At 72.2% G+C, this 21754-nt stretch carries 22 protein-coding genes and 1 tRNA gene; 10 read left to right on the top strand and 13 right to left on the bottom strand.

What is annotated here, in order from left to right:
- Nucleotides 1–22 precede the first annotated feature (22 nt).
- Nucleotides 23–1090, top strand: coding sequence for an ATP-dependent DNA ligase (locus ACULK2_RS12795; RefSeq protein ID WP_445968255.1), 1068 nt, complete (start codon nt 23–25; stop codon nt 1088–1090).
- An 86-nt stretch (nt 1091–1176) separates the two neighbouring features.
- Here ACULK2_RS12795 and ACULK2_RS12790 read toward each other — a convergent pair whose 3' ends face one another.
- On the bottom strand, nt 1177–1680 hold the full coding sequence (locus tag ACULK2_RS12790) for an Lrp/AsnC family transcriptional regulator (RefSeq protein ID WP_445968254.1): 504 nt from the start codon (nt 1678–1680) through the stop codon (nt 1177–1179).
- Nucleotides 1681–1811: 131 nt separating this feature from the next.
- Between ACULK2_RS12790 and ald the strand changes: the two genes are divergently transcribed.
- Nucleotides 1812–2912 (top strand): alanine dehydrogenase, encoded by a 1101-nt coding sequence (gene ald, locus ACULK2_RS12785; protein ID WP_445968253.1) that lies wholly within the window; start codon nt 1812–1814, stop codon nt 2910–2912.
- Between the two features lie 100 nt (nt 2913–3012).
- Here ald and ACULK2_RS12780 read toward each other — a convergent pair whose 3' ends face one another.
- Both ACULK2_RS12780 and ACULK2_RS12775 read right to left on the bottom strand, forming a co-directional pair.
- A complete protein-coding gene (locus ACULK2_RS12780) occupies nt 3013–3306 on the bottom strand; it encodes a metal-sensitive transcriptional regulator (protein ID WP_445968252.1) in 294 nt (97 codons plus the stop codon).
- Entirely contained in the window at nt 3303–3611 is a 309-nt protein-coding gene (locus ACULK2_RS12775; RefSeq protein ID WP_445968251.1) for a rhodanese-like domain-containing protein, read from the bottom strand. Before ACULK2_RS12775 ends, ACULK2_RS12780 begins: the two co-directional genes overlap by 4 nt.
- A 140-nt stretch (nt 3612–3751) precedes the next feature.
- Between ACULK2_RS12775 and ACULK2_RS12770 the strand changes: the two genes are divergently transcribed.
- Complete coding sequence (locus ACULK2_RS12770; RefSeq protein WP_445968250.1) at nt 3752–7516, top strand: AAA family ATPase; 3765 nt, start codon at nt 3752–3754, stop codon at nt 7514–7516.
- 317 nt (nt 7517–7833) lie between these two features.
- On the opposite strand, the gene mscL is transcribed toward ACULK2_RS12770, so the two are convergent.
- From mscL to ACULK2_RS12755, 3 genes are all read right to left on the bottom strand, one after another.
- Nucleotides 7834–8274, bottom strand: a complete 441-nt coding sequence (gene mscL / locus ACULK2_RS12765) for a large conductance mechanosensitive channel protein MscL (RefSeq protein ID WP_445968249.1) — start codon at nt 8272–8274, stop codon at nt 7834–7836.
- Between the two features lie 65 nt (nt 8275–8339).
- The gene (locus ACULK2_RS12760) at nt 8340–8666 is read right to left on the bottom strand and encodes an FmdB family zinc ribbon protein (protein WP_445968248.1); all 327 of its coding nucleotides are present in this window, start codon (nt 8664–8666) and stop codon (nt 8340–8342) included.
- A gap of 53 nt (nt 8667–8719) precedes the next feature.
- Entirely contained in the window at nt 8720–9298 is a 579-nt protein-coding gene (locus tag ACULK2_RS12755; protein WP_445968247.1) for a 5-formyltetrahydrofolate cyclo-ligase, read from the bottom strand.
- A 62-nt stretch (nt 9299–9360) separates the two neighbouring features.
- Between ACULK2_RS12755 and galU the strand changes: the two genes are divergently transcribed.
- The 6 genes from galU to ACULK2_RS12725 all read left to right on the top strand — a co-directional run bounded on the left by galU (nt 9361) and on the right by ACULK2_RS12725 (nt 14632).
- Nucleotides 9361–10260 carry a UTP--glucose-1-phosphate uridylyltransferase GalU gene (gene galU, locus ACULK2_RS12750; RefSeq protein WP_445968246.1) on the top strand — a complete coding sequence of 300 codons (900 nt, stop codon included), beginning with the start codon at nt 9361–9363 and terminating at the stop codon, nt 10258–10260.
- A 1-nt stretch (nt 10261) separates the two neighbouring features.
- The gene (locus tag ACULK2_RS12745) at nt 10262–10924 is read left to right on the top strand and encodes a GNAT family N-acetyltransferase (RefSeq protein WP_445968245.1); all 663 of its coding nucleotides are present in this window, start codon (nt 10262–10264) and stop codon (nt 10922–10924) included.
- 52 nt (nt 10925–10976) lie between these two features.
- Nucleotides 10977–12098 carry a SepX/GlpR family protein gene (locus tag ACULK2_RS12740; protein WP_445968244.1) on the top strand — a complete coding sequence of 374 codons (1122 nt, stop codon included), beginning with the start codon at nt 10977–10979 and terminating at the stop codon, nt 12096–12098.
- Nucleotides 12099–12149: 51 nt separating this feature from the next.
- Nucleotides 12150–12225, top strand: a tRNA-Ala gene (locus ACULK2_RS12735).
- A gap of 67 nt (nt 12226–12292) precedes the next feature.
- Nucleotides 12293–12985 (top strand): pyridoxamine 5'-phosphate oxidase, encoded by a 693-nt coding sequence (gene pdxH, locus ACULK2_RS12730; protein ID WP_445968243.1) that lies wholly within the window; start codon nt 12293–12295, stop codon nt 12983–12985.
- Nucleotides 12986–13066: 81 nt separating this feature from the next.
- Nucleotides 13067–14632 (top strand): MFS transporter, encoded by a 1566-nt coding sequence (locus ACULK2_RS12725; RefSeq protein ID WP_445968242.1) that lies wholly within the window; start codon nt 13067–13069, stop codon nt 14630–14632.
- 14 nt (nt 14633–14646) lie between these two features.
- Here ACULK2_RS12725 and ACULK2_RS12720 read toward each other — a convergent pair whose 3' ends face one another.
- Nucleotides 14647–15300, bottom strand: a complete 654-nt coding sequence (locus ACULK2_RS12720; protein WP_445968241.1) for an NADPH-dependent F420 reductase — start codon at nt 15298–15300, stop codon at nt 14647–14649.
- Between the two features lie 192 nt (nt 15301–15492).
- Between ACULK2_RS12720 and ACULK2_RS12715 the strand changes: the two genes are divergently transcribed.
- Nucleotides 15493–16632 (top strand): LLM class flavin-dependent oxidoreductase, encoded by a 1140-nt coding sequence (locus ACULK2_RS12715; protein WP_445968240.1) that lies wholly within the window; start codon nt 15493–15495, stop codon nt 16630–16632.
- A gap of 17 nt (nt 16633–16649) precedes the next feature.
- Here the strand turns inward: ACULK2_RS12715 and ACULK2_RS12710 are convergent, their stop codons facing one another.
- The 6 genes from ACULK2_RS12710 to ACULK2_RS12685 all read right to left on the bottom strand — a co-directional run bounded on the left by ACULK2_RS12710 (nt 16650) and on the right by ACULK2_RS12685 (nt 21736).
- Nucleotides 16650–17852, bottom strand: a complete 1203-nt coding sequence (locus ACULK2_RS12710; RefSeq protein ID WP_445968239.1) for a cation:proton antiporter — start codon at nt 17850–17852, stop codon at nt 16650–16652.
- A 13-nt stretch (nt 17853–17865) separates the two neighbouring features.
- Nucleotides 17866–18360, bottom strand: a complete 495-nt coding sequence (locus ACULK2_RS12705) for a cation:proton antiporter regulatory subunit (RefSeq protein WP_445968238.1) — start codon at nt 18358–18360, stop codon at nt 17866–17868.
- A gap of 96 nt (nt 18361–18456) precedes the next feature.
- The gene (locus ACULK2_RS12700; protein ID WP_445968237.1) at nt 18457–19329 is read right to left on the bottom strand and encodes an alanyl-tRNA editing protein; all 873 of its coding nucleotides are present in this window, start codon (nt 19327–19329) and stop codon (nt 18457–18459) included.
- Nucleotides 19329–19508, bottom strand: a complete 180-nt coding sequence (locus tag ACULK2_RS12695) for a hypothetical protein (RefSeq protein ID WP_445968236.1) — start codon at nt 19506–19508, stop codon at nt 19329–19331. Before ACULK2_RS12695 ends, ACULK2_RS12700 begins: the two co-directional genes overlap by 1 nt.
- A 74-nt stretch (nt 19509–19582) precedes the next feature.
- Nucleotides 19583–20749: an acyl-CoA dehydrogenase family protein gene (locus ACULK2_RS12690; RefSeq protein WP_445968235.1), complete on the bottom strand. Its 1167-nt coding sequence runs from the start codon at nt 20747–20749 to the stop codon at nt 19583–19585.
- Between the two features lie 9 nt (nt 20750–20758).
- Nucleotides 20759–21736: a DUF4349 domain-containing protein gene (locus tag ACULK2_RS12685; RefSeq protein WP_445968234.1), complete on the bottom strand. Its 978-nt coding sequence runs from the start codon at nt 21734–21736 to the stop codon at nt 20759–20761.
- Between the last annotated feature and the right edge of the window lie 18 nt (nt 21737–21754).

Below are 21754 nucleotides of genomic sequence, written 5' to 3'. Positions count from 1 at the left end.
CGGCGGGGAGCATGATGGGCGGATGGACCTGCCGGTGATGCCGCCCGTCAAGCCGATGCTCGCGAAGTCCGTGAAGGCGATCCCCGACGTCGGCCACGTCGAGCCGAAGTGGGACGGCTTCCGCACCATCGTGTTCCGAGACGGCGACGAGGTCGAGCTCGGCAGCCGCAACGAGCGCCCGATGACGCGGTACTTCCCGGAGCTGGTCGAGGCGTTGAAGCGGAATCTGCCGGACCGGTGCGTGGTCGACGGCGAGATCGTGCTCGTCCGTGACGGGCGACTCGACTTCGACGCGTTGCAGCAGCGCATCCATCCGGCAGCGAGTCGCGTGGCGATGCTCGCCGAGCAGACGCCGGCGTCGTTCGTCGGCTTCGATCTCCTGGCGCTCGGCGACGACGATCTCACCGCCCGGCCGTTCGCCGAGCGGCGCGCGCTCCTGGAGGAGGCGCTCGCCGCGACATCCGACCCGGTCTTCGTGACACCGGCCACGGGCGACCTGGCCGAGGCGGAGGACTGGTTCGCGCGATTCGAGGGTGCGGGACTCGACGGGGTCGTGGCGAAGCCGCTCGACGGGGCGTACCTGCCCGACAAGCGCTCGATGTTCAAGGTGAAGCACGAGCGCACGGCGGACTGCGTGGTCGCCGGGTACCGCTGGCACAAGACCGGCGGCATCGTCGGTTCGCTGCTGCTCGGCCTGTACGGCGACGACGGCCGCCTGCACCACGTCGGCGTCGCCGCATCGTTCCCGATGACCAGGCGCCGCGAGCTCGTCGACACGCTCGCACCCTTCGTCGAGGAGGACCCGTCGCGGCACCCGTGGGGGGAGTGGGCCGACCAGGAGGCGCACCGCAGCGGCCGGATGCCCGGCGCGGTCAGCCGATGGAGCGCCGGGAAGGACCTCTCGTTCGTCCCGCTGCGACCCGAACTCGTCGTCGAGGTCGCCTACGACCACATGGAGGGCGACCGCTTCCGGCACACGGCGCAGTTCCGTCGGTGGCGCACCGATCGTGCGCCCGAGAGCTGCACGTACGAGCAGCTCGATGCGCCCGATGGGCTCGACCTGGGCGAGATCCTTCCGGTTTCGCGCTGACGCGGCCGCCGGACGAGCCGCCTGCCGAGGTCGGGCGCCGACACCGACCGCGACGCCGCCCCGCGGCATCCGTCGCCCGCGCGCCCTCAGAGCACGGCGCGGAGCCCCGCCGAGTCGGCCGTGTGATGCTCGAAGACGAGGTTCGTCTCGGTCAGGGCGACCGCGGGATTCGCAGACAGGTTCTTCAGGACGAACTGTCGCACGTGCTCGCTGTCGCGCACGCGCACGTGGATGAGGAAGTCCTCGCTGCCGCCGAGGAAGAAGAGCTGCGCGACCTCGGGCTCGCGGCGGAGCTCGTCGGAGATCTGCTCCATGAGGTGGCGCGCGCCCGGCCTGATGCGCACCGAGACCAGCGCCTGGAGGGTGAAGCCGAGTGCGGCGGGGTTGATCTCAGCGGTGTAGCGCGTGATGACGCCGCGCTCGCGGAGCGAACGGACGCGAGCGAGGCACGTCGACGGCGAGACGCCGACTTCGCGGGCGAGGTCGACGTTGGGAATGCGGGCGTTCTCGTGCAGGAGGGCGATGATCTGCCGGTCGATGTCGTCGAGCACGACTCGGGCGGGTTCGCGGAACTGCGGCAGATCGGTCATGCGGGCGCTCCTGTACGAACATTCGAGACGGATGCCGTGAGTCTACCGAACATCATGCGGAACCGCTTCCCAACAGGCGAATATGCGGCGACCATGGAAGCACACATCCACACAGCATTCGGAGCGTACCCATGCACGTCGGCGTGCCTGCAGAGATCAAGAACAACGAATTCCGCGTCGCGATGACGCCCGCCGGAACGCACGCGCTCGTCCAGCGCGGTCACCGCGTCGACATCCAGGCGGGTGCCGGCGAGGGCGCGGGCTACCACGACGACGAGTACCGCGCGGTCGGCGCGAACATCGTCGCGACCGCCGACGAGGCGTGGGCGGCCGAGCTCGTGCTGAAGGTGAAGGAGCCGATCGAGCAGGAGTACGGATTCCTTCGCGAGGACCTCACGCTGTTCACCTATCTCCACCTCGCGGCCGACCTGCCGCTCACCCGCGCCATCCTCGACTCCGGGGTCACGGCCATCGCCTACGAGACGGTGCAGCTGGCCGACCGGTCGCTGCCGCTCCTCACCCCGATGAGCGAGGTGGCGGGCCGGCTCGCGCCGCAGGTCGGCGCGGCGTCGCTGCACGCCTCCAAGGGCGGCCGCGGCGTCCTCCTCGCCGGCGTGCCCGGCACGGCCCCCGCGAAGGTCCTCGTCATCGGCGGCGGCGTCGCAGGCGAGCAGGCCGCGGCGACCGCCCTCGGCATGGGCGCCGACGTGACCGTGATGGACATCTCGCTGCCGAAGCTCCGCGAGATCGACGCGCGCTACGAACACCGCATCAAGACCCTCGCCTCGTCGCCGTACGAGACGGCCCGCCAGGTCCGCGACGCCGACCTCGTCATCGGCGCGGTCCTCGTACCCGGGGCGGCGGCGCCCAAGGTCGTGACCGACGAGATGGTGGCGACGATGAAGCGCGGCGCCGTGCTCGTCGACATCGCCATCGACCAGGGCGGTTGCTTCGAGGGATCGTGCGCGACCACGCACGCCGAGCCGACGTTCCGGGTGCACGACGCGATCTTCTACTGCGTCGCGAACATGCCCGGAGCGGTGCCCGCGACCTCGACGCCGGCCCTCACCAACGCCACGCTGCCGTACGCGCTGAAGATCGCCGACCTCGGCTGGGAGGCCGCGCTCGCCGCGGACCCGGCCCTGGCCAAGGGGCTCAACGCGACGGCCGGCAAGCTGACCAACGAGGGCGTCGCGAAGGCGCACGGACTGGAGCTGTCCTCCCTCGTCTGACGCCGGGGTGCCCGACCAGGCGCTCCGTGAGCACACGACGGCCGCCGACCCGATCTCGCATCGGGCGGCGGCCGTCATGGTATCCGCGGGTGCTCGTCCGTCAGGACAGGGAGAGGAACAGCTTCTCGAGCTCGTCGAAGTCGAGACGCTCGCCCGAGCCGTCGACCTTGCCGTCGGGGTCGGCGGCGCAGTCGCGCATGGCCGTCGAGATGACGGCGAAGCCCGCGCGGTCGAGTGCGCTCGACACGGCCGCGAGCTGGTTGACGACCGTGCGGCAGTCCGCGCCCGATTCGACGGCGTCGATCACGGCGTTGAGCTGGCCGCGGGCGCGCTTCAGGCGGTTCGCGATCCGGCGCTGGGCGTCGGTCGTGGACTCGTTGACGACGGTGGTCATTCGGCACCTCCGAGGGTGATGGGGAGTCCGGCGCGGTACCACTCGGTGATGCCGCCGGAGATGTTCACGGCGTCGACGCCCTGCGTCGACAGGTATTCGGTCGCCTGCGCGCTGCGGCCGCCGGCGTGGCACATCACGTAGACGGTGCGGTCGCGCGGAACCTCGTCGAGGCGTTCGACGAGGGTGCCGAGCGGGATGTGCTGGGCGTCCTGGATGCGGGCCTGAGCGAGCTCGGCGTCCTCCCGGACATCGAGGATCCAGGCATCCGACTCGGCGTGCACCTCGGCGGGGGTGATCGACTTCATGTGCGGCTCCGGCTCGTGATCGTGCGTGGGCTGTCGACGACAACCATACCCCCATGGTATCAATACCCGGTGGGTATCGAAATCCGGCGCAGCGCGGCGATGCTCCGGGGGATCCGGCCCGTCCGCCGTATGGTGTCGATGTGCAACGGCTCGATCGGAACGACGGGGACGACTTCCTCGACGACGGGACCGAGACCCCTGCCGCCGTGCGAGCCGGGTCGACGGACCCGGCGCGCGACCCCGCGACCCCCCACGCGGTGACGCTCGGCGACCCCACCGTCGTCGCCGGCAACATCGCCGAGCCGAGCTGGCGTCGCTGGCACGCCGAGCTCCGCGATCTCGGCGGGCGTTCGCCGCTCATCCACTTCGACGATGCCCCGCGCACGCGCATCGAGCTCTCCACGACGCATCCCGGCGGACTGCCGCAGTTCATCACCGGCAAGTCCACGCTCCTCTCGAGCCTGATCCGCGACGAGCTCGCGCTCCGCAACGCCCGGCTCGCCGCAGCCGAGATCACGCAGAAGGGCGTCGAGCTCCGCTCCGTCCGGGGCATCGAGTCGGTGCACCTCGCGATCGGCCTCGCGTCGTGGCAGTCCGCGGGGGAGGACTTCCTCTCGCCCGTGCTCCTCCGGCCCCTCGCCATCCGTCGATACGGTCGCGACTTCGAGCTGAAGCTCAAGGGCCAGCCGTTCCTCAACCCGGCGCTCGCGCGCGAACTGCACGAACGCTTCCAGATCACGCTCGACGCCGACGCATTCGTGGCGCTCGCCATCACGAACGGCGTGTTCAAGCCGCAGCCCGTGATCGATCGACTGCGCGGCCTGACGTCGCACCTGCCGTACTTCCACGTGGCGCCGCGCCTCGTGGTGTCCTCGTTCGCCGAGGTCGGTCCGGCCATGGGGGCGGATGCCTCGCGGCTCGAGCACCCCGTCATCGACGCGATCGCCGGCAACCCGAATGCCCGCGCGGCAGTGTCGCGCACTGCGGACGCGCCGCGGATCGTTCCGCAGGACGAGCGGCCGCCGTCCACCGACCGGCTCCTGCTCGACGCCGACCCGGAGCAGGAGCAGGTGATCGCCCGCATCGAGCAGGGCGACTCGATCGTGGTCAAGACGCTGCCGGGCACGGGCGGCACCCAGACCATCGTGAACGCGATCGGCGCGCTCATCGCGAACGAGAAGCGGGTCCTGGTCGTCGGCGCGCGGCGTGCGAGCCTCGACGGCATCGCGCACCGGCTCGGCCAGGTCGGTCTCGGTGGGCTCGCCGTGAGCACCGAGCGCCTCCGTCGCGACCTCATCCAGTCCATCACGCGCAACGAGAAGGCCGAGCAGCCGCGCATCGCCGACATCGACGACGCGCTCGTGCGCCTCCGCCGCGTCCTGCTCGACTACCGGCACGCGCTCACGCGACGGGACGGCGAACTGGGCGTCTCGGTCCTCGATGCGCTGACCGCGCTCGCGGGGCTCGCGTCGATGGCCGAGCCGCCCGACACCACCGCGCGGCTCGACCGCGGGTCGCTCGTGGCCCTCGCCGAGGGTCGCGACGCCGTGGCCGGCGACCTCGTCCGCGCCGCGACGCTCGGCGAGTTCCGCTACGGGCCGGGCGACTCGCCCTGGTACGGCGCCGACTTCGCCACCTCCGAGGAGGCGGCCGCCGCCCACGAGCTCGCCAAGCGGCTGAGCGCGAGCGACGTGCCGCGGCTGCTCGATCGAGCCCGCGCGCTCATCGGGCAGACGCGACTGCGCCAGTTCGAGTCGGTCGCCGAGCTCGGCGTCTTCCTCCGCCTGCTCCACGACGTGCGCGACACGCTCGACAAGTTCCTGCCGTCGGTCTACGACCGGCCGCTCGGCGAGCTCATCGCCGCGACCGCGCCGCGCCGCGAGACCGGGATGTCGGGTGCGAACCGGCGCCGGTTGAAGCGACTCGCGCTCGAGTACGTGCGGCCGGGGGTGCACGTCGGCGACCTGAACGGCGCGCTCCGCGGCATCCAGCAGCAGCGCACGCTGTGGCACCGGTACTCGGAGGCCGGTGCCGTCCCCAGCGTGCCCGTCGGACTCGACGACGTCCACGTCGCGTACCACACGGTCGCCGCCGACCTCCACGAGCTCGATCGGCCGCTCGGCCTCATCGGCACGCCGAAGCGGCTCGCCGCGCGGCCGCTGCGCGACCTGGAGGCGACGCTCGTCGGCCTCGCCGCCGAGTCCGAGGTGCTCCTCAACCTCCAGGAGCGGACGGCGCTGCTGCAGAAGCTGCGCGGCCTCGGCCTCGATCCGCTGCTCGTCGACCTCGCGAAGCGCCATGTGCCCGAGCAGCAGGTCGCCTCCGAGCTGGAGCTCGCGTGGTGGCAGTCGGTCTTCGAGACCATGCTCGCGGGCGATCCCGCGCTGCTCGGCGCGAACACGAGCGTCCTCGACCGGCTCGAGTCCGACTTCCGCCTCGTCGACGACGCGCACGCCTCCGCGGCCGGCCCCCTGCTCGCCTGGCGCCTCGCCGAGGCCTGGCGCGTCGCCCTCGTCGACCAGCCCGAGGAGGCCGAGCGCCTCCGGCGCATGCTGCGCGGGGATCGCGTGCGCCCCGACCGGGTGCACCGCGAGGCACCGCACCTGTTCCGGCTGCTCGCACCCGTCTGGCTCGCGTCGCCGTACGAGGTTCCCGAGATCGATGACGCGATCCGGTTCGACACCGTCCTGCTCGTCGACGCCGGCGCCACGACGATCGCCGAGAACCTCGGCGCCATCCGTCGCGCGAACCAGGTCGTCGCCTTCGGCGATCCGGTCACGCAGACGCCGACCCGGTTCGAGATCGCGGTCGCGGCGGACGCCGACGCCGATGAGCGGCCCGCGTCGGAGCACGGCGTCGACGCGCTGCACGCGGACTCCGCGCTCTCGCGCCTCGCCGACCTGCTGCCGACCCTGACCCTCACCCGCAGCTACCGCGCCGGCGGCGAGGACCTGGCGGAGCTCGTGAACCGGCGCTTCTACGGAGGTCGGATCGTTTCGATGCCGTGGGCCGGCAGCTTCCTCGGTCACGGCAGCCTCGGGCTGCACTACGTGCGCGGCAACGGCCTGCCCGACCCCGTGACGGGCACGGTCGAGAGCCTCGACGCCGAGGTCGCGAAGGTCGTCGAGCTCGTCATGGAGCACGCCGTCAAGCGCCCGCGCGAGTCGCTCATGGTCATCACCGCGAGCGCGCGGCACGCCGCACGGGTGCACCAGGCCGTGCTCGCCGCGTTCGCCAAGCGCAGCGACCTGTCCGACTTCATCCTGCGCGACCGCGCCGAGCCGTTCACGGTCCTCACGCTCGAGCAGGCCGTCGCGCAGAGCCGCGATCGCGTCGTGTTCTCGATCGGCTACGGCAGGACCCCGCACGGCCGCCTGCTGTCCAACTTCGGCGCGCTCGGCGAGCCCGGCGGCGAGCGGCTGCTCGCGGTGGCGATGACGCGCGCGCGGCGTTCGATGGACATCGTGACCGCGTTCCGACCCGAGGACATCGACGCCGACCGCCAGCGCCACGGGGTCGTCGCGCTCGCGAGCGTGCTCTCGCACACCGAGGAGCAGAAGGACGGGCTGCGCGACCGCGGGCGCGGGGACCCCATGCTCGTCGACCTCGCGACGCGACTGGAGCGCCGCGGCATCCGGGTCAGCGTCGGTCATCGCGACACGCTCTCGCTCGCCGCCGCCCACGCGGGCAGGGCCGTCGTGGTCGAGACCGACCAGGCACTCGTCGGCCAGAGCCTGCGCGAATCCCTGCGCCTTCGGCCCGACGTGCTGCGTCGCCTCGGATGGCACTACCTGCGGGTTCACAGCTTCGAGCTGTTCGGCGATCCCGAGGCCGTCGCCGAGCGCGTGGCCTCCGTGCTCGGACGGGGCACGCCGCCCGCCGAGGAGGAGGCCGCGAGCGCGTGACGGCTCGGTCCGATCGCGACTCCGGCCCTGCGCGGGGCGATGCCGGGCAGCCGGATGACGGGCAGCCGGATGCCGCGCGCCCGCGTCAACGCGTCGAACGCGCGCGCGGCGCGCGCCGCGCGCGCCTGACTCCGGCCCCGGGGACGGATCCGTCGCCCGAGACGGCCGTGCCCGGCGCGCACGGGTCGACGGAGGACGGCGCCGCGCCGCCGGCGCGCCCCGAGGACGAACGGATCACGCGGGAGCGCCCGCCGCACTGGTGAGACGGCGAAGCGCCCGCGACCTCGGTCGACGGACGCTCCGTTCGCTCGATCGCGCTACTCGGCTCGGTCGGCGCTCGACCGCCCCTGACGGTCGGCGGCGAGCAGGTCGCGGATCTCGGCGAGCACCGTGAGCTCGGTCTCGGGATCCTCCGCCTTCGGCTCGCCCGCCTGACGGCGTGCGTCGGCGCGCTCCTTCAGGATGTTCATGGGCATCACGAAGACGAAGTACACGACGGCGGCGACGATGACGAAGGTGAGGACGGCGCCGAGCACCGCGCCGAACTTCACCTCCGCGACGCTGCCGTCCATCGTGGGGATCTGCCAGATGAACGCCTCGTCGAGGCTGTCGGCACGGAAGAGCGCGCCGATCAGCGGGTTGAACAGGTTGTTCACGATCGAGTTGACGACGGCCGTGAACGCGGCGCCGATGACGACGGCGACCGCGAGGTCGATGACGTTCCCCCTGAGGATGAACTCCTTGAATCCCTTGAGCACGTGGGGTTCCTCTTCTCTTGCGGTGCGGTGCGGTGCGGTGCGGTGAGAGCGGGCGGTGCGGCGGCCTATGCGGCGGTCGGGGACGCGCTCGTCGTCGAGCCCGAGGCCGACGCCGATCCGGACGACGATCCGGACGACGCGGAGGATCCCGACGACGAGGACGAGTCGCCCGACGACCCGCCCGACTCCGATCCGGTTGCGCCGCCCTTCGCGGCCGCCCGCGAATCGGTGCGGTAGAAGCCCGACCCGTTGAAGGTCACGCCCACGATGCCGTAGAGCTTGCGGAGGCGTCCGCTGCACGCGGGGCACTCGGTCAGCGACTCGTCGGTGAAGGCCTGCTGGATGTCGAAGGCCTCGCCGCACTCGGTGCAGCGGTAGGAATAGGTGGGCATGGTCCGGCTCCGGAGTCCGTCGGTGGCGTATGGGGTGGCGTACGTCGCGGGGTTCAGAACGCGACGATCCGCGTGGGCGTCACGACGCCGTTCACCGGCTGGTCGTGCACCTCCCGCGGGACCTCCTCGACGAACTCGCCGTCGAAGACGATGGCGTACACCGGAGGACATTTTCCCATCGAACCGAGGGTCTTGTCGAAATACCCGCGTCCCCACCCGAGGCGCATGCCCGTGGCATCCACCGCCGCGGCCGGTACGAGGATGAGGTCGACGTCGTTGATCGCCATCGGGCCGAGGAGTTCGCCGACCGCCTCGGGCATGCCGTGCAACCCGGTCACCTCCGCCTCCTCCTCACCGACCGTCCAGTCGAGCAGGCCGTCCTCGCGCGTGATCGGGAAGAGGACCCGGATGCCGTTCGCCTCCGCCCAGTTCACGAAGGGACGCGTGTCGGGCTCGGTCGGCATCGAGAGATAGCACGAGAGGGAGGTCGCCCCGGTGGAGCCGACGAGCTCCTGCAGCCGCGACGTGAAGCCCTCCGTCGACTGCTCGCGTTCGTGCGCGGGCATGTTCCGCCGGCGCTCGCGGAGCTCGGCGCGGAGGATCCGCTTGACCACGGTCGGATCGTCGGGCATGGCAGCCATCCTAGGACGACCGGTCGGGCCGAGGCCGACGCCGTACGGCTACGCTGAAGCGCATGACTGAACGGATCACGAAGGCCGTCATCCCCGCGGCCGGCCTGGGAACGCGCTTCCTGCCCGCGACGAAGGCGATGCCGAAGGAGATGCTGCCGGTCGTCGACAAGCCCGCGATCCAGTACGTCGTCGAGGAGGCGGTCGCCGCCGGCCTCACCGACGTGCTGATGATCACCGGCCGGAACAAGAACGCGCTCGAGAACCACTTCGACCGCGTCGCCGAGCTCGAGTACACGCTCGAGCAGAAGGGCGACACCGCCAAGCTGCAGCAGGTCAACGAATCGACCGAGCTCGCCCAGATGCACTACGTCCGCCAGGGCGACCCGAAGGGACTCGGCCACGCGGTGCTGCGCGCCGAGATGCACGTCGGCGACGAGCCGTTCGCGGTCCTGCTCGGCGACGACATCATCGACGAGCGCGACGTGCTGCTCACCCGCATGCTCGACGAGCAGGTCGCGCGCGACGCGACGATCGTCGCCCTCCTCGAGGTCGACCCCGACAGCATCCATCTCTACGGTGCCGCCCAGGTCGAGGAGACCGACGACCCCGACGTCGTCAGGATCACCGGCCTCGTCGAGAAGCCCGCCAAGGAGGTCGCGCCCTCGAACTACGCCGTCATCGGCCGGTACGTCATCAAGCCCGAGGTGTTCGAGGTGCTGCACCGCACCGAGCCCGGGAAGGGCGGCGAGATCCAGCTCACGGACGCGCTCATGGAGATGGCCGGCGACGTCGAGGGCACGGGTGGCGTCTACGGCGTCGTCTTCCGCGGCCGCCGTTACGACACGGGCGACAAGCTCGACTACATCAAGGCGGTCGTCCAGCTCGCGTCGGACCGCGAGGACCTCGGCGCGGACCTGCGCGCCTGGCTGGTCGAGTTCGCCGCCGGGCTCGAACGGGACTGACGTGCCCGCGGCATCCGTTCCGACCCTCGTCGACGGGTCGCTGACGCTCCGGCCGATCCGCGTGCGCGACGCGCGCCAACTCGAACGGGTGCTCCTGGACAACCGGGCCTGGCTGCGTCGATGGGAGGCGACGTACCCCGGCGGGGGCACGGTGATCGATGCGCGGGCGAGCATCCGCAATCTCAACGCGCATGCTCGCGCGGGCACCGCGCTTCCGTTCGTGCTCGAGTGGGAGGGCGAGCTCATCGGGCAGTTGAACGTCTCCTCGATCACGCACGGTTCGCTCGCGTCGGCGTCGATCGGCTACTGGGTGGCGAAGGACGTCGCGGGGCGCGGCATCACGCCGACCGCCGTCGCGCTCGCGACCGACCACTGCTTCCGCACCCTGCGCCTGCACCGCATGGAGATCTGCATCCGACCGGAGAACGGGCCGTCGCTCCGTGTCGTCGAGAAGCTCGGCTTCCGCTACGAGGGGCTCCGGCGACGGTTCATCCACATCGACGGCGACTGGCGCGACCACTTCGCGTTCGCGCTCGTCGCGGAGGAGGTTCCGGGCGGGGTGCTCCGACGCTGGCGCGAGGGGCGGGCGCCGACGCACGCCGCGGCCATCCCGGAGGCGGACCGCGAGGCCGCCCGGACCCCCCTTCGGGTGGGTGATCGCTGACACGCCCCACGGCGAGTGGGACCGGCACGGCGCCGTGACCTAGCGTGGTCCCATGGATCCGATCGGCGGCGGCGTACTCGTGGCGGTGGCCGCGACGCTCTGGATCGCCTATCTGCTCCCGAGCTGGCTCCGCCGACGCCAGTACCTCGCGACCGAGCGCAACGCCGTGCGCCTGCAGCAGACCCTCCGGATCCTCGCCGAGACCGCCGAGGCGCCCGAGGAGGTGCGCACGGGGGTGACCGCCCGCGAGGTCGCCGCCCAGGAGCGGATCCTCCACGAACACGAGCTCGCGGTGCGCCTCGAGGCACAGGCGGCCGAGAACCTCGCGATCGCCGAGCGGATCGCCGCCGAGGAGGCCGCCGCGGCCGCCGAGCGCGAACTCGAGGCGCAGGCCGAGCTCGCGAAGCAGGCGGAGCGCCAGGAGGCCGCGCGGCGTGCTGCCGCCGAGCGTGCGGCGGCGGAGCAGCGTGCGGCGCAGTCCGCGACCGACGCGGACGGCGCCTCCGCGCCCCGCACGCCCGCGCCGATGTCCGCGGGCTCGAACGCCGCGGCCCGCCGGTCGCTCCGCCGGCGTCGCGCGATGTGCTCGCTGCTGCTGCTGGCGTCCCTGATCGCGGTCGTCGTCGGCCTCGTCGTGCTCGCCTTCGGCGGGACCGGACTCGTGGCCCTCGGCGGCGCCGGCGGGATCGTCGTCGCGATCACCGGTCTCGTGGCGCTCGCGCGTCGACGCCCGGCCCCGGTCGTCGCCGTGCGCGCACCGCAACCGGTCGCCGAGCCGTTCGAGCCGATCGACGTGGAGGAGCCGGCCGCGGCCGAGGCACCCGGCTGGACCCCGCAGCCGCTGCCGAAGCCGTTGCACCTCTCCCGCGGCACGATCGCGGCGAGCGTCATGGCGTCGATCGCCGAAGCCGAACAGCTGAAGCGCGCGACGAACGATGCCGAACTCGCCGAGCGCGCCGAGCGGATGGAGCCGCGCGTGCCCGTGCTCCGCCCTCCAGTGGCATCCGTCGACGAGGCACCGACGGAGGCGGTCGGCGACGCGGTGGCGCGGCGTCAGACCGCCTCGGCGTCCGACCCGGCGAACCCGTACGCCCGCATGGGCATCGTCGAGGGCGCTGAACCGGGCATGAGCGACCTCGATCAGGTGCTGCGTCGGCGACGGACGGCCGTCTGATCCGGCTGGTCCGGACCACCTCCCGGAGGATGGTAGAGTCGTTGACGGCTCGGGCCCATGGCGCAGTTGGTAGCGCGTCTCGTTCGCAATGAGAAGGTCGGGGGTTCGAATCCCCCTGGGTCCACCAACCTGATGAAGCCCCCGGAATCCGTTCGGATCCCGGGGGCTTCGTCGTTCCCTCGTACGCTGGTGGCATGAGCGACGCGATCGACCCCGACCGGATCGACCGGGGGGTCGCACACGCGCTGACCCGGCGCAAGGACTACGGCGAGGAGCAGCTCGACGAGTCGCAGGTCGCGGCCGATCCGTTCGTGCAGTTCGGCCGGTGGTTGGCCGAGGCCGATGAGCGCGGGGTGTACGAGCCCAACGCCATGGTGCTCGGCACGATCGACCCGGAGGGGACGCCGTCGAGTCGCACGGTCCTGCTCCGCGGGGTGGACGATCGCGGGTTCGTGTTCTACACGGATCGCTCGTCGCGGAAGGGCCGGGCCCTCGCGGCGAATCCGAGGGCGACCCTCCTGTTCCCGTGGTACCTCATCCATCGCCAGGTCATCGTCGGCGGCGACGTGGTGCCGATCGGCGACGACGAGTCGGATGCCTACTGGGCGACGCGGCCGTACGGGTCGCGCATCGCGGCGACCGCCAGCCGCCAGTCGCAGCCGATCGGGTCGCGTGCGGACCTCGAAGCCCGCGTGCGCGACCTCGAGGAGGAGTACGCGAGCGTCGACGACGTGCGGCGCCCCGAGCGCTGGGGCGGCTACCGCCTGGACCCGGGGCGCGTGGAGTTCTGGCAGGGACGCACCTCGCGGCTGCACGATCGGCTCGTGTTCACGCGCGACCGTGGAGCCGCGGCATCCGGATGGCGGGTCGAGCGGCTGCAGCCGTAGCCGGTCGGACGGGCGGTCCCGGGCGAGCGGAGTGCGTCGGCGTGCCCGGAGCGCCGCCGAGGCGGGCGTAGGCTGGAGCGGATGTCGCAAGACCCTCCCGTTCGCGAGGCGAACCACCACCGCTGGCGCGCGTACTGGGTGTGCGTGGGCGTGGCCGCACTCACGATCATGGACCTGACGAAGGTCAACGTGGCGCTGCCCTCGATCGAGGAGGCGCTGGGCGCCGGTCCGACCGAGCTCGGCCTGCTCGTCTCGGGGTTCGTCCTGGCGTTCGGGCTCACCCTCGTCCCCGCTGGCCGCATCGGCGACCAGGGCTCGCGCAAGACGATGTTCATCGTGGGGCTCAGCCTCTTCGCCCTCACGAGCCTCGTGTGCGCGATCGCGCCGAACGCGACGGTGCTGCTCGTCGGCCGCCTCCTCCAGGGGGTCGCCGCGGGCATCCAGATGCCGCAGGTGCTCGGCCTCGTCCAGCAGCTCTTCCAGGGGGCGGAGCGCGGTGCCGCGTTCGGCCTGTTCGGTGCGACGATCGGCATCGCGACGGCGTTCGGCCCGACCCTCGGCGGTCTGGCGATCGCGATCGGCGGGCCGGAGGACGGCTGGCGCGGGATCTTCTGGATGAACGTGCCGCTCGCGCTCATCGCGATCGCCTTCGCGGCACGCCTGCTGCCGGGGCGACCCGTCGGCGAGACCCGGCGCATCTCGCTCGACCCGGTCGGCGTGGTGCTCTTCGGGATCGCGGTCGCGTCGCTCATGTGGCCGTTCCTCCTCACCACCGGATCGCCCGACGACGACCCGGCACGGTGGTGGACGCTGGTGGTGTTCGCGATCGCGCTCGCGGGCTTCCTGTGGTGGGAGCGGCGGTATGCGGCATCCGGCCGGGCACCGCTCGTGCCGCTCGACCTGTTCTCGCTCCGCTCGTACCGGAACGGCACGCTGCTCGCGACGGTGTACTTCGCCGCGATGCCCGCCTCCTTCCTGCTCACGACGCTGTACCTGCAGGAGGGGCTCGGCCTCGCGCCCGTCTTCGCGGGGATGGTCACGATCGGCTTCGCCCTCACGAGCGCCTACACCTCGTGGCTCGGAGGTCGCCTCGTCAATCGCGTGGGGCGCCCGCTCGTCGTCGCCGGGCTCGTGTTGCTCCTCATCGGCTTCGGGCTGCTCGTCCTCGTCGCCGTCGCGACGCCGCCCGAGCTCACGCCGTGGTTCATGGCCGCGGTCATGCTCATCGGCGGCGCCGGCGGAGGGTTGGTGATCGCGCCGAACCAGGTGCTCGCACTCGCGGAGGTCCCCATCATGCGTGGCGGGCTCGCGGGCTCGGTCGGCCAGCTCGGGCAGCGGATCGGGACGGCGATCGGGACTGCGGTCGCGCTCTCGCTGTTCTACTCGACGATCTTCCGCGAGCAGGGCGGCGAGCCGCGGATCGACGTCTTCCACCAGGCCTACGCGATCGGCATCGCGGCCGTCGGCGCACTGCTCGTCGTCGCCCTGCTCGTCGGGGTGGTCGACCTCCGCCAGCGACAGGTCGGTGGCCGAACCGACGGCGAGCGTGCGGCGCGCGACGGGGGCGCCCGGACCGGACTGCCGGAGGGGGAACCGCCGCCCCGCCGTGCGATCGATCCCGAACCCGACGGTCCCGCCTCGGCCTGATCCGGCGGGTCGGCTCAGGCGGCGATCGTGCGTTCGGCCTCGAGCAGGCGCGCCAACTCGGCGGCCGAGAGTTCCCGTCCGAACGCCGGATGTCCCGGCTCGAGCGCGCGGCCGTTGCCGAGCGCTCCGCCGTCGACGGGGTCGAAGCCCAGGTCGTCGATGATCCGGGCGACCGTTCCGCGCGCGGCCGCATCGTCGCCGACGACGGCGATGGCGCGTCGCAGCGGCGAGCCGGGCGGCATCGGGTCGTCCTCCATGTCGTGGTAGCCGAGGTGGTTGAGCGACTTCACGACGCGTGCGTCGGGGTTCAGGGCGGCGTGGATCTCACTCGTCGTCCGCTCGTCGGCGTCGACCTCGGGGATGTGCCCGTCGACGGGCGGCCAGTAGTTGGTGGCGTCGACGACGACCTTCCCGTCGAATGCCGCCCAGGGCACGGTGTCCGCCTTGCCGAACGGCACGGCGACGACGATCACGTCGGACTCCGCGGCGAGCTGCGCGGCTTCGGCGACCCGTGCGCCGGGCGCGACGACCGAGACGAGGAGTGCGAGCGCGGTCTGGCGGGGAGACCCGGCGAGGGCGACGTCGTACCCGGACTCGACGAGCAGCCTGGCCAGCGCCGTGCCCACCTTGCCGGCGCCGAAGATGCCGATCGACGGTCGTTCCGTCACGTCCGCTCCTCCACTCCCGGCGCGCGGCTCGCAGAACGCGCCGACCAGGCGCCGGTCGTCCGGCACCGTCTCCTTCCGGGAACGCACGCTGTCGGGCGGGCATTCCCGAACCCCACGGAATAGTCTCTCAGCAGACGGGGTTCCGATCAGGTGTATGCACATGCATCGATCACACGAACAGGGGAGCAGCGGATGACGCGCCACCACGAATTCGGACTCGACACCTTCGGCGACGTGACCCTGGGCCCCGACGGCGAGCCGCTGCCGCAGGCCCAGGTGCTGCGCAACGTGGTCGCGGAGGCGGAGCTCGCCGATCGCCTCGGCCTCGACTTCTTCGGAGTGGGGGAGCACCACCGGCACGAGTTCGCGATCTCGGCGCCGGAGGTCGTGCTCGCGGCGATCGCGGGCCGGACGGAGCGGATCCACCTCGGCTCGGCGGTCACGGTCCTGAGTTCCGACGACCCGGTGCGGGTGTACCAGCGCTTCGCGACCCTCGATGCGGTGTCGGGCGGTCGTGCCGAGGTCATCCTCGGCCGCGGCTCCTTCATCGAGTCCTTCCCGCTCTTCGGCTACGACCTGAGCCAGTACCAGGACCTCTTCGAGGAGAAGCTGAACCTCTTCTCCGCGCTGCTGCCGCAGGAGCCCGTCACCTGGACCGGCAAGCTGCGCGCGTCGCTCACCGACCAGGAGGTCTTCCCGAAGGTCGAGCACGGAGGCCTGCGCACCTGGGTCGGCGTCGGCGGGAGCCCCGAGTCCGTCGTGCGCGCGGCCCACTACGGACTGCCGCTGGTGCTCGCGATCATCGGCGGCAGCCCTGCGCGGTTCGCTCCGCTCGCCGAGCTCTACCGGAAGGCGCTCGCGCAGTTCGGCCACGAGCCGCAGCCGGTCGCCGTGCACTCGCCGGGCATCGTCGCCGAGACCGACGCGCAGGCGCTGGAGACCCTCTGGCCGCACTACGAGGTCATCATGAACCGCATCGGCCGCGAGCGCGGCTGGGGCGCGGTGACCCGTGAGCACTTCGAGAGCGAGTCGAGCCCGAACGGCGCGCTCTACGCGGGCTCGCCGGAGACCGTTGCGCAGAAGATCGCCGCCACCATGCGCACGCTCGACGCGCAGCGGTTCGACCTCAAGTACTCGAACGGCACGCTGCCGCACGAGGCGATGCTCCGCACCATCGAGCTCTACGCGACCGAGGTCGTCCCTCGCGTGCGTGAACTGCTCGCCGACGACGAGGCGGGCGAAGCGGATGAGGTGGGCGAAGCGGATGCCTCGGGCGAAGCGGATGCCTCGGGCGAAGCGGATGCCTCGGGAGCGGCGTCCGACGGCGCCTGACCGCTCTGCGGGCCGAGCTAGGGCTTCGCGGGCGCGACGCGTGCGGTCTTCGTGGCCGCCCTGCGCCGAACCGCGGTACGGAACCATGCCGCATCGGGCATCCGCGCCAGGAAGCTGCCGGCGAGGATCGTGATGAGCACGTAGCCGGTGGCGAGCGGCGCCAGCGCGGGCTCGATGCCCGACCCCACCGCGAGTCCCGCGATGACGATCGAGAACTCGCCTCGCGGCGCGAGCACCAGCCCGGCGCGCCACTGGCCGAGCGTGCCCACGCCGGCGCGCCGCGCGGCGTACGCCCCCGAGACGAGCTTCGTGAGGATGGTCAGCGCGGCGAGGGCCGCGGCAGGCAGGAGCATCGAGACGATCGCCGACGAGTCGGTCGTGAGCCCGAAGAACACGAAGAAGATCGCGGCGAACAGGTCGCGCAGCGGCGTGAGGACGGCGCTCGCGTTCGCGGCGACCCGCCCCGAGAGCGCGATGCCGACGAGGAACGCACCGACCGCGGCCGAGACGCTGACCTCCTGTGCGAGGCCCGCGACGAGCATGACGAGCCCGAGCACGCCGAGGAGCAGCGGCTCCGCGTGCTCTGCCGGGAAGAAGCGCGAGATGATGTGGCCGTGCCGCAGGGCGACGAAGAGGATCACGATGACGATCGTGACCGCGATCGCCACACCGATCGCGCCCTGCACCAGGCTCATCCCCACGACGAGCGCCGAGAGCACCGGCAGGTAGAACGCCATCGCGAGGTCCTCCATGACGAGGATCGCCAGGACCCCGGGGGTCTCGCGGTTGGAGAGCCGGCCGAGGTCGCGCAGGAGCTTGGCGATCACGCCCGACGACGACACCCAGGTGACGCCGGCGAGCGCGACCGCGGCGATCGGTCCCCAGCCGAGCAGCAGCGCGACGGCCGCGCCGGGAAGCGCGTTGAGCACCGCGTCGAGGATGCCCGCGCGGCGTGACGAGCGCAGGCCGATGACGAGCTCCTCCGCGGTGTACTCGAGGCCGAGGAGCGCGAGCAGCAGGATGACGCCGATCTCGGCGCCGGTGGCGAAGAACTCCTCGCTCGCCTCGAAGGGGAGCAGCCCGCCGTTGCCGAACGCGAGGCCGAGCAGGAGGTAGAAGGGGATCGGGGAGAGGCCGATGCGGATGGCGAGACGCCCCAGGAGGCTCATGGCGAGGAGCAGCGCGCCGACTTCGATGAGGAGCAGCGTGGTCTCGTGCATCGGGCCCCCGCGGTCAGTCGGGGCCGTTGGCGAGCAGTCGGGCCAGTCGGTCGAGGCCGTCTCGGGTGCCGACGGCGACGATGACGTCGCCGGCGCGCAGGACGTCGGCCGGAGTCGGAGACGGGATCACCTGTCGGTCGCGCATGATCGCCACGATCGACGAGTGCGTGCGCGTGCGCGCCTTCGTGTCGCCGAGGGGGTGGTTCAGGTACGGCGAGTCCGTCGGCAGTGCGATCTGCTCGGTGAACAGCCCCGTCGTCTCGTCGGAGAGATTGGTGAGGCGGGCGAGCATGACGGAGGCGCCGAGGACGTCGGCGAGCGCGGCGGCCTCGTCGTCGCTCAGCGCGATCGTGTCGCGGCACTCGTCCGGGTCGTCCTCGTCGAAGACCCCGAGATCGCGTTCACCGTCCCGGTGCGACACCACACTGATGCGTCGACCGCTCTCGGTCACGAGGTCGTGGCGGAAGCCGATCCCGGGCAGGTCGATCTTCTCGATGCGAATTCCCACGTTCGCCATGCTAGACCCGCTGGAGCCGCTCGCGGCCGAGGAACGCTCAGGATCGGCGGGAGCCCGTCGACTCCCGGTCCGCGCCGGCAGCCCGGTTCAGGCGGATGCCGCGGCGCGGGTCGTCATCGTCAGGACGGGCGTGCCGCCGTCGTCGTCGACGGAGAACGCGACGTGCACCTCGCCGAGCTCGCCGAGCGAGTCGACGTGCGTGCCGCCACACGGGATCCGCGCCGAGGCGTGGGGCAGTTCGCACACCCAGGTCCTGCGGTCGGTGAGGTCATCGCCCACTCGTTCGATGCGCACCTTCGCGTCGTCGCCGACCCATTCGGCGAGCGTCGCGTCGACGGATGCCGCGAGCTCGTCGAGCGCGTCGGCGAGCCCGGTCGCGTCGAAGCCGGCCCGGCGCAGCGACTTGTTGAGCCGGTAGCGGTCGACCGAGCCTGAGGGTTCGATCCGCGAGGAGGCGATCGCGATGCCGTCGAAGTCGGGCGCGCCGAGCGCATCCTCGCGGGCGGACTTCGACCAGCGGCCGGCGAGGGCGCGGTTCAGCGCGAGCGATGCCGCGTGGCAGGCGGTGTGGCCGATCGAGAGCGAGCGGCGGGTCGCGGCATCCGCCTCGAGCTCGATCTCGTCGCCCTCGCCGATCTCGGCGTCGGCGTCGACGAGATGTGCGACGAGGAACGCCCATCCCTCGGTACCGGGGCGCACCGGGATGGCGCCGATGTGCAGGTCGCTGCCGTCCGTCGCCGCGACGACGGCGTCGCGGATCGCGAACTCGCGGCCGTCGGCTCGGAGCACGCCGGCATCCGCCGGCTGGTCGGGCCACGCGGCGTCGACCGGGTGGATGCTCGTGCGATCGGTGATCACGGCGAGGCGGTCGTCGTACGGGGCGACGACGAGGACGCGGGCGTCGGTGCGGAGTCCTCCTGCGGGATAGGTGACGATCGTGTCGGCGCCGGGCAGCGCCATCAGACGCCGGACTCGCGCCGGCCGAGGACGTTGAACGGGATGGCGAGCGCGAGCGACACGCAGACGATGCCGCCGAAGAAGACGAGCGCCTCGAAACCGGGCACGGCGTCGGCGATGCCGAACAGCCACATGCCGAAGACGAACAGCGCCATGGCGACGAGGAACGGGAACACGCTCACGAGGGACCTCCTTCGGACGCGGCGGAGCGCCGCGGCGCCAGTCTAGCGAGCACGGGCGCCGCCTCGTCGTGCCGTCAGTCCCGCACCGGACCGAGCCACGCGTTGGCGATCGTGTTCAGCGCGCCGTCGTCGCTCGACGGGTGGAAGACGCCCGCGAGGACGTCGCGTTGGAGGCGGCCGAGCTCATCGCCCGCGAAGTACGTGCCCCCGCCCGCGACTCGCACGGCCGCATCCACGACGTCTCGCGCGGTCTGGACGGTGCGGACCTTGACCCCGGACAGCTTGGCGAACCAGAAGGGGCCGTGGTCGACGCCCGTGGCGACGTCGGTCGCGAGCGCCCAGAGCTGCGGGCCGACGCCGTCGAGCGCGAGCGCCGCCTCGGCGATCCGCCGGCGCACCGCCGGATCCTCGGAGCGGGGGAGTCCGGTGCGCGCCGAGGTCCGGGAGCGCGCGGCGTCGACGGCGAGGTCGAGCGCCCGCTGGGCGAGGCCCGCGTACACCGCGCTCAGGAAGAGCTCGAAGCACGCGAAGATCGCGAAGACGAAGGGGTCGGGGTTGGGGCCGGGGTCGAGCCGGCGCACGATGCGGGCGCGTTCGGCGACCGCGCCGTCGAGCACGGTCGTCCGGCTCTGCGTGGCGCGCATGCCGATCGTGTCCCAGTCGTCGAGCGTGCGCACGTCCGGGTCCTCGCGGTCGATGAAGCCGTAGACGAGCTTCGGCCCGTCGGGCGAGGCGGTGTCGAGCCCGTGCACGCCGAGCCGCGTCCACGCGGGCGAGAGCGAGGTGAAGATCTTCCGGCCGGTGTAGCGGACGCTTCCGTCGCGCTGCGGTTCGGCGACCGTGCCCGAGCCGAACAGCATGAGGTCGTTGCCGGCCTCGCTGATGCCGAACGCGAAGACCTCGCCGCCGGCCGCCTCGGCGAGCACGAAGTCGAGCCCGTCGTCGCCGCGGTCGTGCAGCACCCGGGCGACGCCCGTCCAGACGAGGTGCATGTTCACGCCGAGGGCCGTCGCAGGGGCGGCGGTCGCGAGTCGCGACTGCGCCCGGACCACGTCGGCGAGGCCCCAGCCGAGGCCGCCGAGATCGACGGGGACCAGCGCGCGCAGGTACCCTCGTTCGGACAGCTCGGCGAGGTCGTCGCCGAAGAACGCGTTCTCCCGGTCGTAGCGCACCGCGCGTTCGCGGAACCGGGTGAGCAGGTCGTCGTCGAGCAGGGTTTCCGGCGTCGTCTGGGTGGTCACGGCGCCAGCCTACGCCGGGCCGCCGGTGCCGCTCGGGGTGCGCCCGGCGCCGGTTCCGCCCGCGGCATCCCCAGGGGCGGTGGAGCCGCTCGCTCCGCCGCCGTCGCCGCCGCCGGGAGGCCTGCGCCCGCCCCGGTTCGCGAGCAGGATGACCCCGACGACGATCGCCCCGAGCACGGCGAGCAGCACGAGCCACGGCAGCATGACGCCGATCACGACGAGCACTCCGGAGACGAAGGTCGTCAGCGCGTTCCATCCCGCGGCGAGACCGCTCCAGAAGTCGTCGGGGCCGGCCTCGGGTGCGAGCCCCTCGGAGAGCAGCTCGACCGTCAGCGTCGAGTAGGCCACCTGGTCGGCCAGCTGGTCGCGCCGGGTCGCCAGGGAGTCGAGCTCGGACTGACGGGCCGTGAGCTCGGACTCGATCGCGATGAGGTCGCCCACGTCGTCGGCCTCGGCGAGGAGCGCGCGGAGGCGGTCGATCGAGGTCTGCAGTGAGCCGATGCGAGAGTCGAGGTCCTGCGTCTGCTCGGTCACGTCGGTCGCGTCGAGCTGGACCGAGTCGACGTCTCCGAGCTCCCGGAGGTCGGCGAGCACGTCCTCGAACCGGGCCGCCGGGATGCGGACCACGAGCGTCGCCCGCGCCTGCTGGGTGTCGGTGCCCGGCGTCTCGGTGCGGGAGTCGATGCGTCCGTCCGCTCCGGTCACGAGCGCGGCGACCTCGGCGGCCGCGTCGATCGGATCGTCGACGGTGACCGCCATCCAGCCGGTCGTGACGACGCTCCGGTCCTCGTCGATCGAGCCCGCCTGCTCGTCCTCGGTGAACGGCTCCTCGTCGCGCGGCGCGACGCCGCCGTCGGCCGGCGCCTCGACACCGACGTCTGGTTCGCCCATCTCGCTGTCGGATCCCGTCGAGCCCATGCTGCAGCCCGTGAGGAGGATCGCGGAGAGGGCGGCGAGGCCTGCGAGTCGGAGCCGTCGGCTGGTCATGCCGTCACGGTAGCGTTC

It is taken from the genome of Agromyces molybdatiresistens (genome assembly GCF_052748445.2).
Note: the sequence above shows the minus strand (reverse complement) of the source record. Positions and strands in the feature narration are given on the sequence as shown.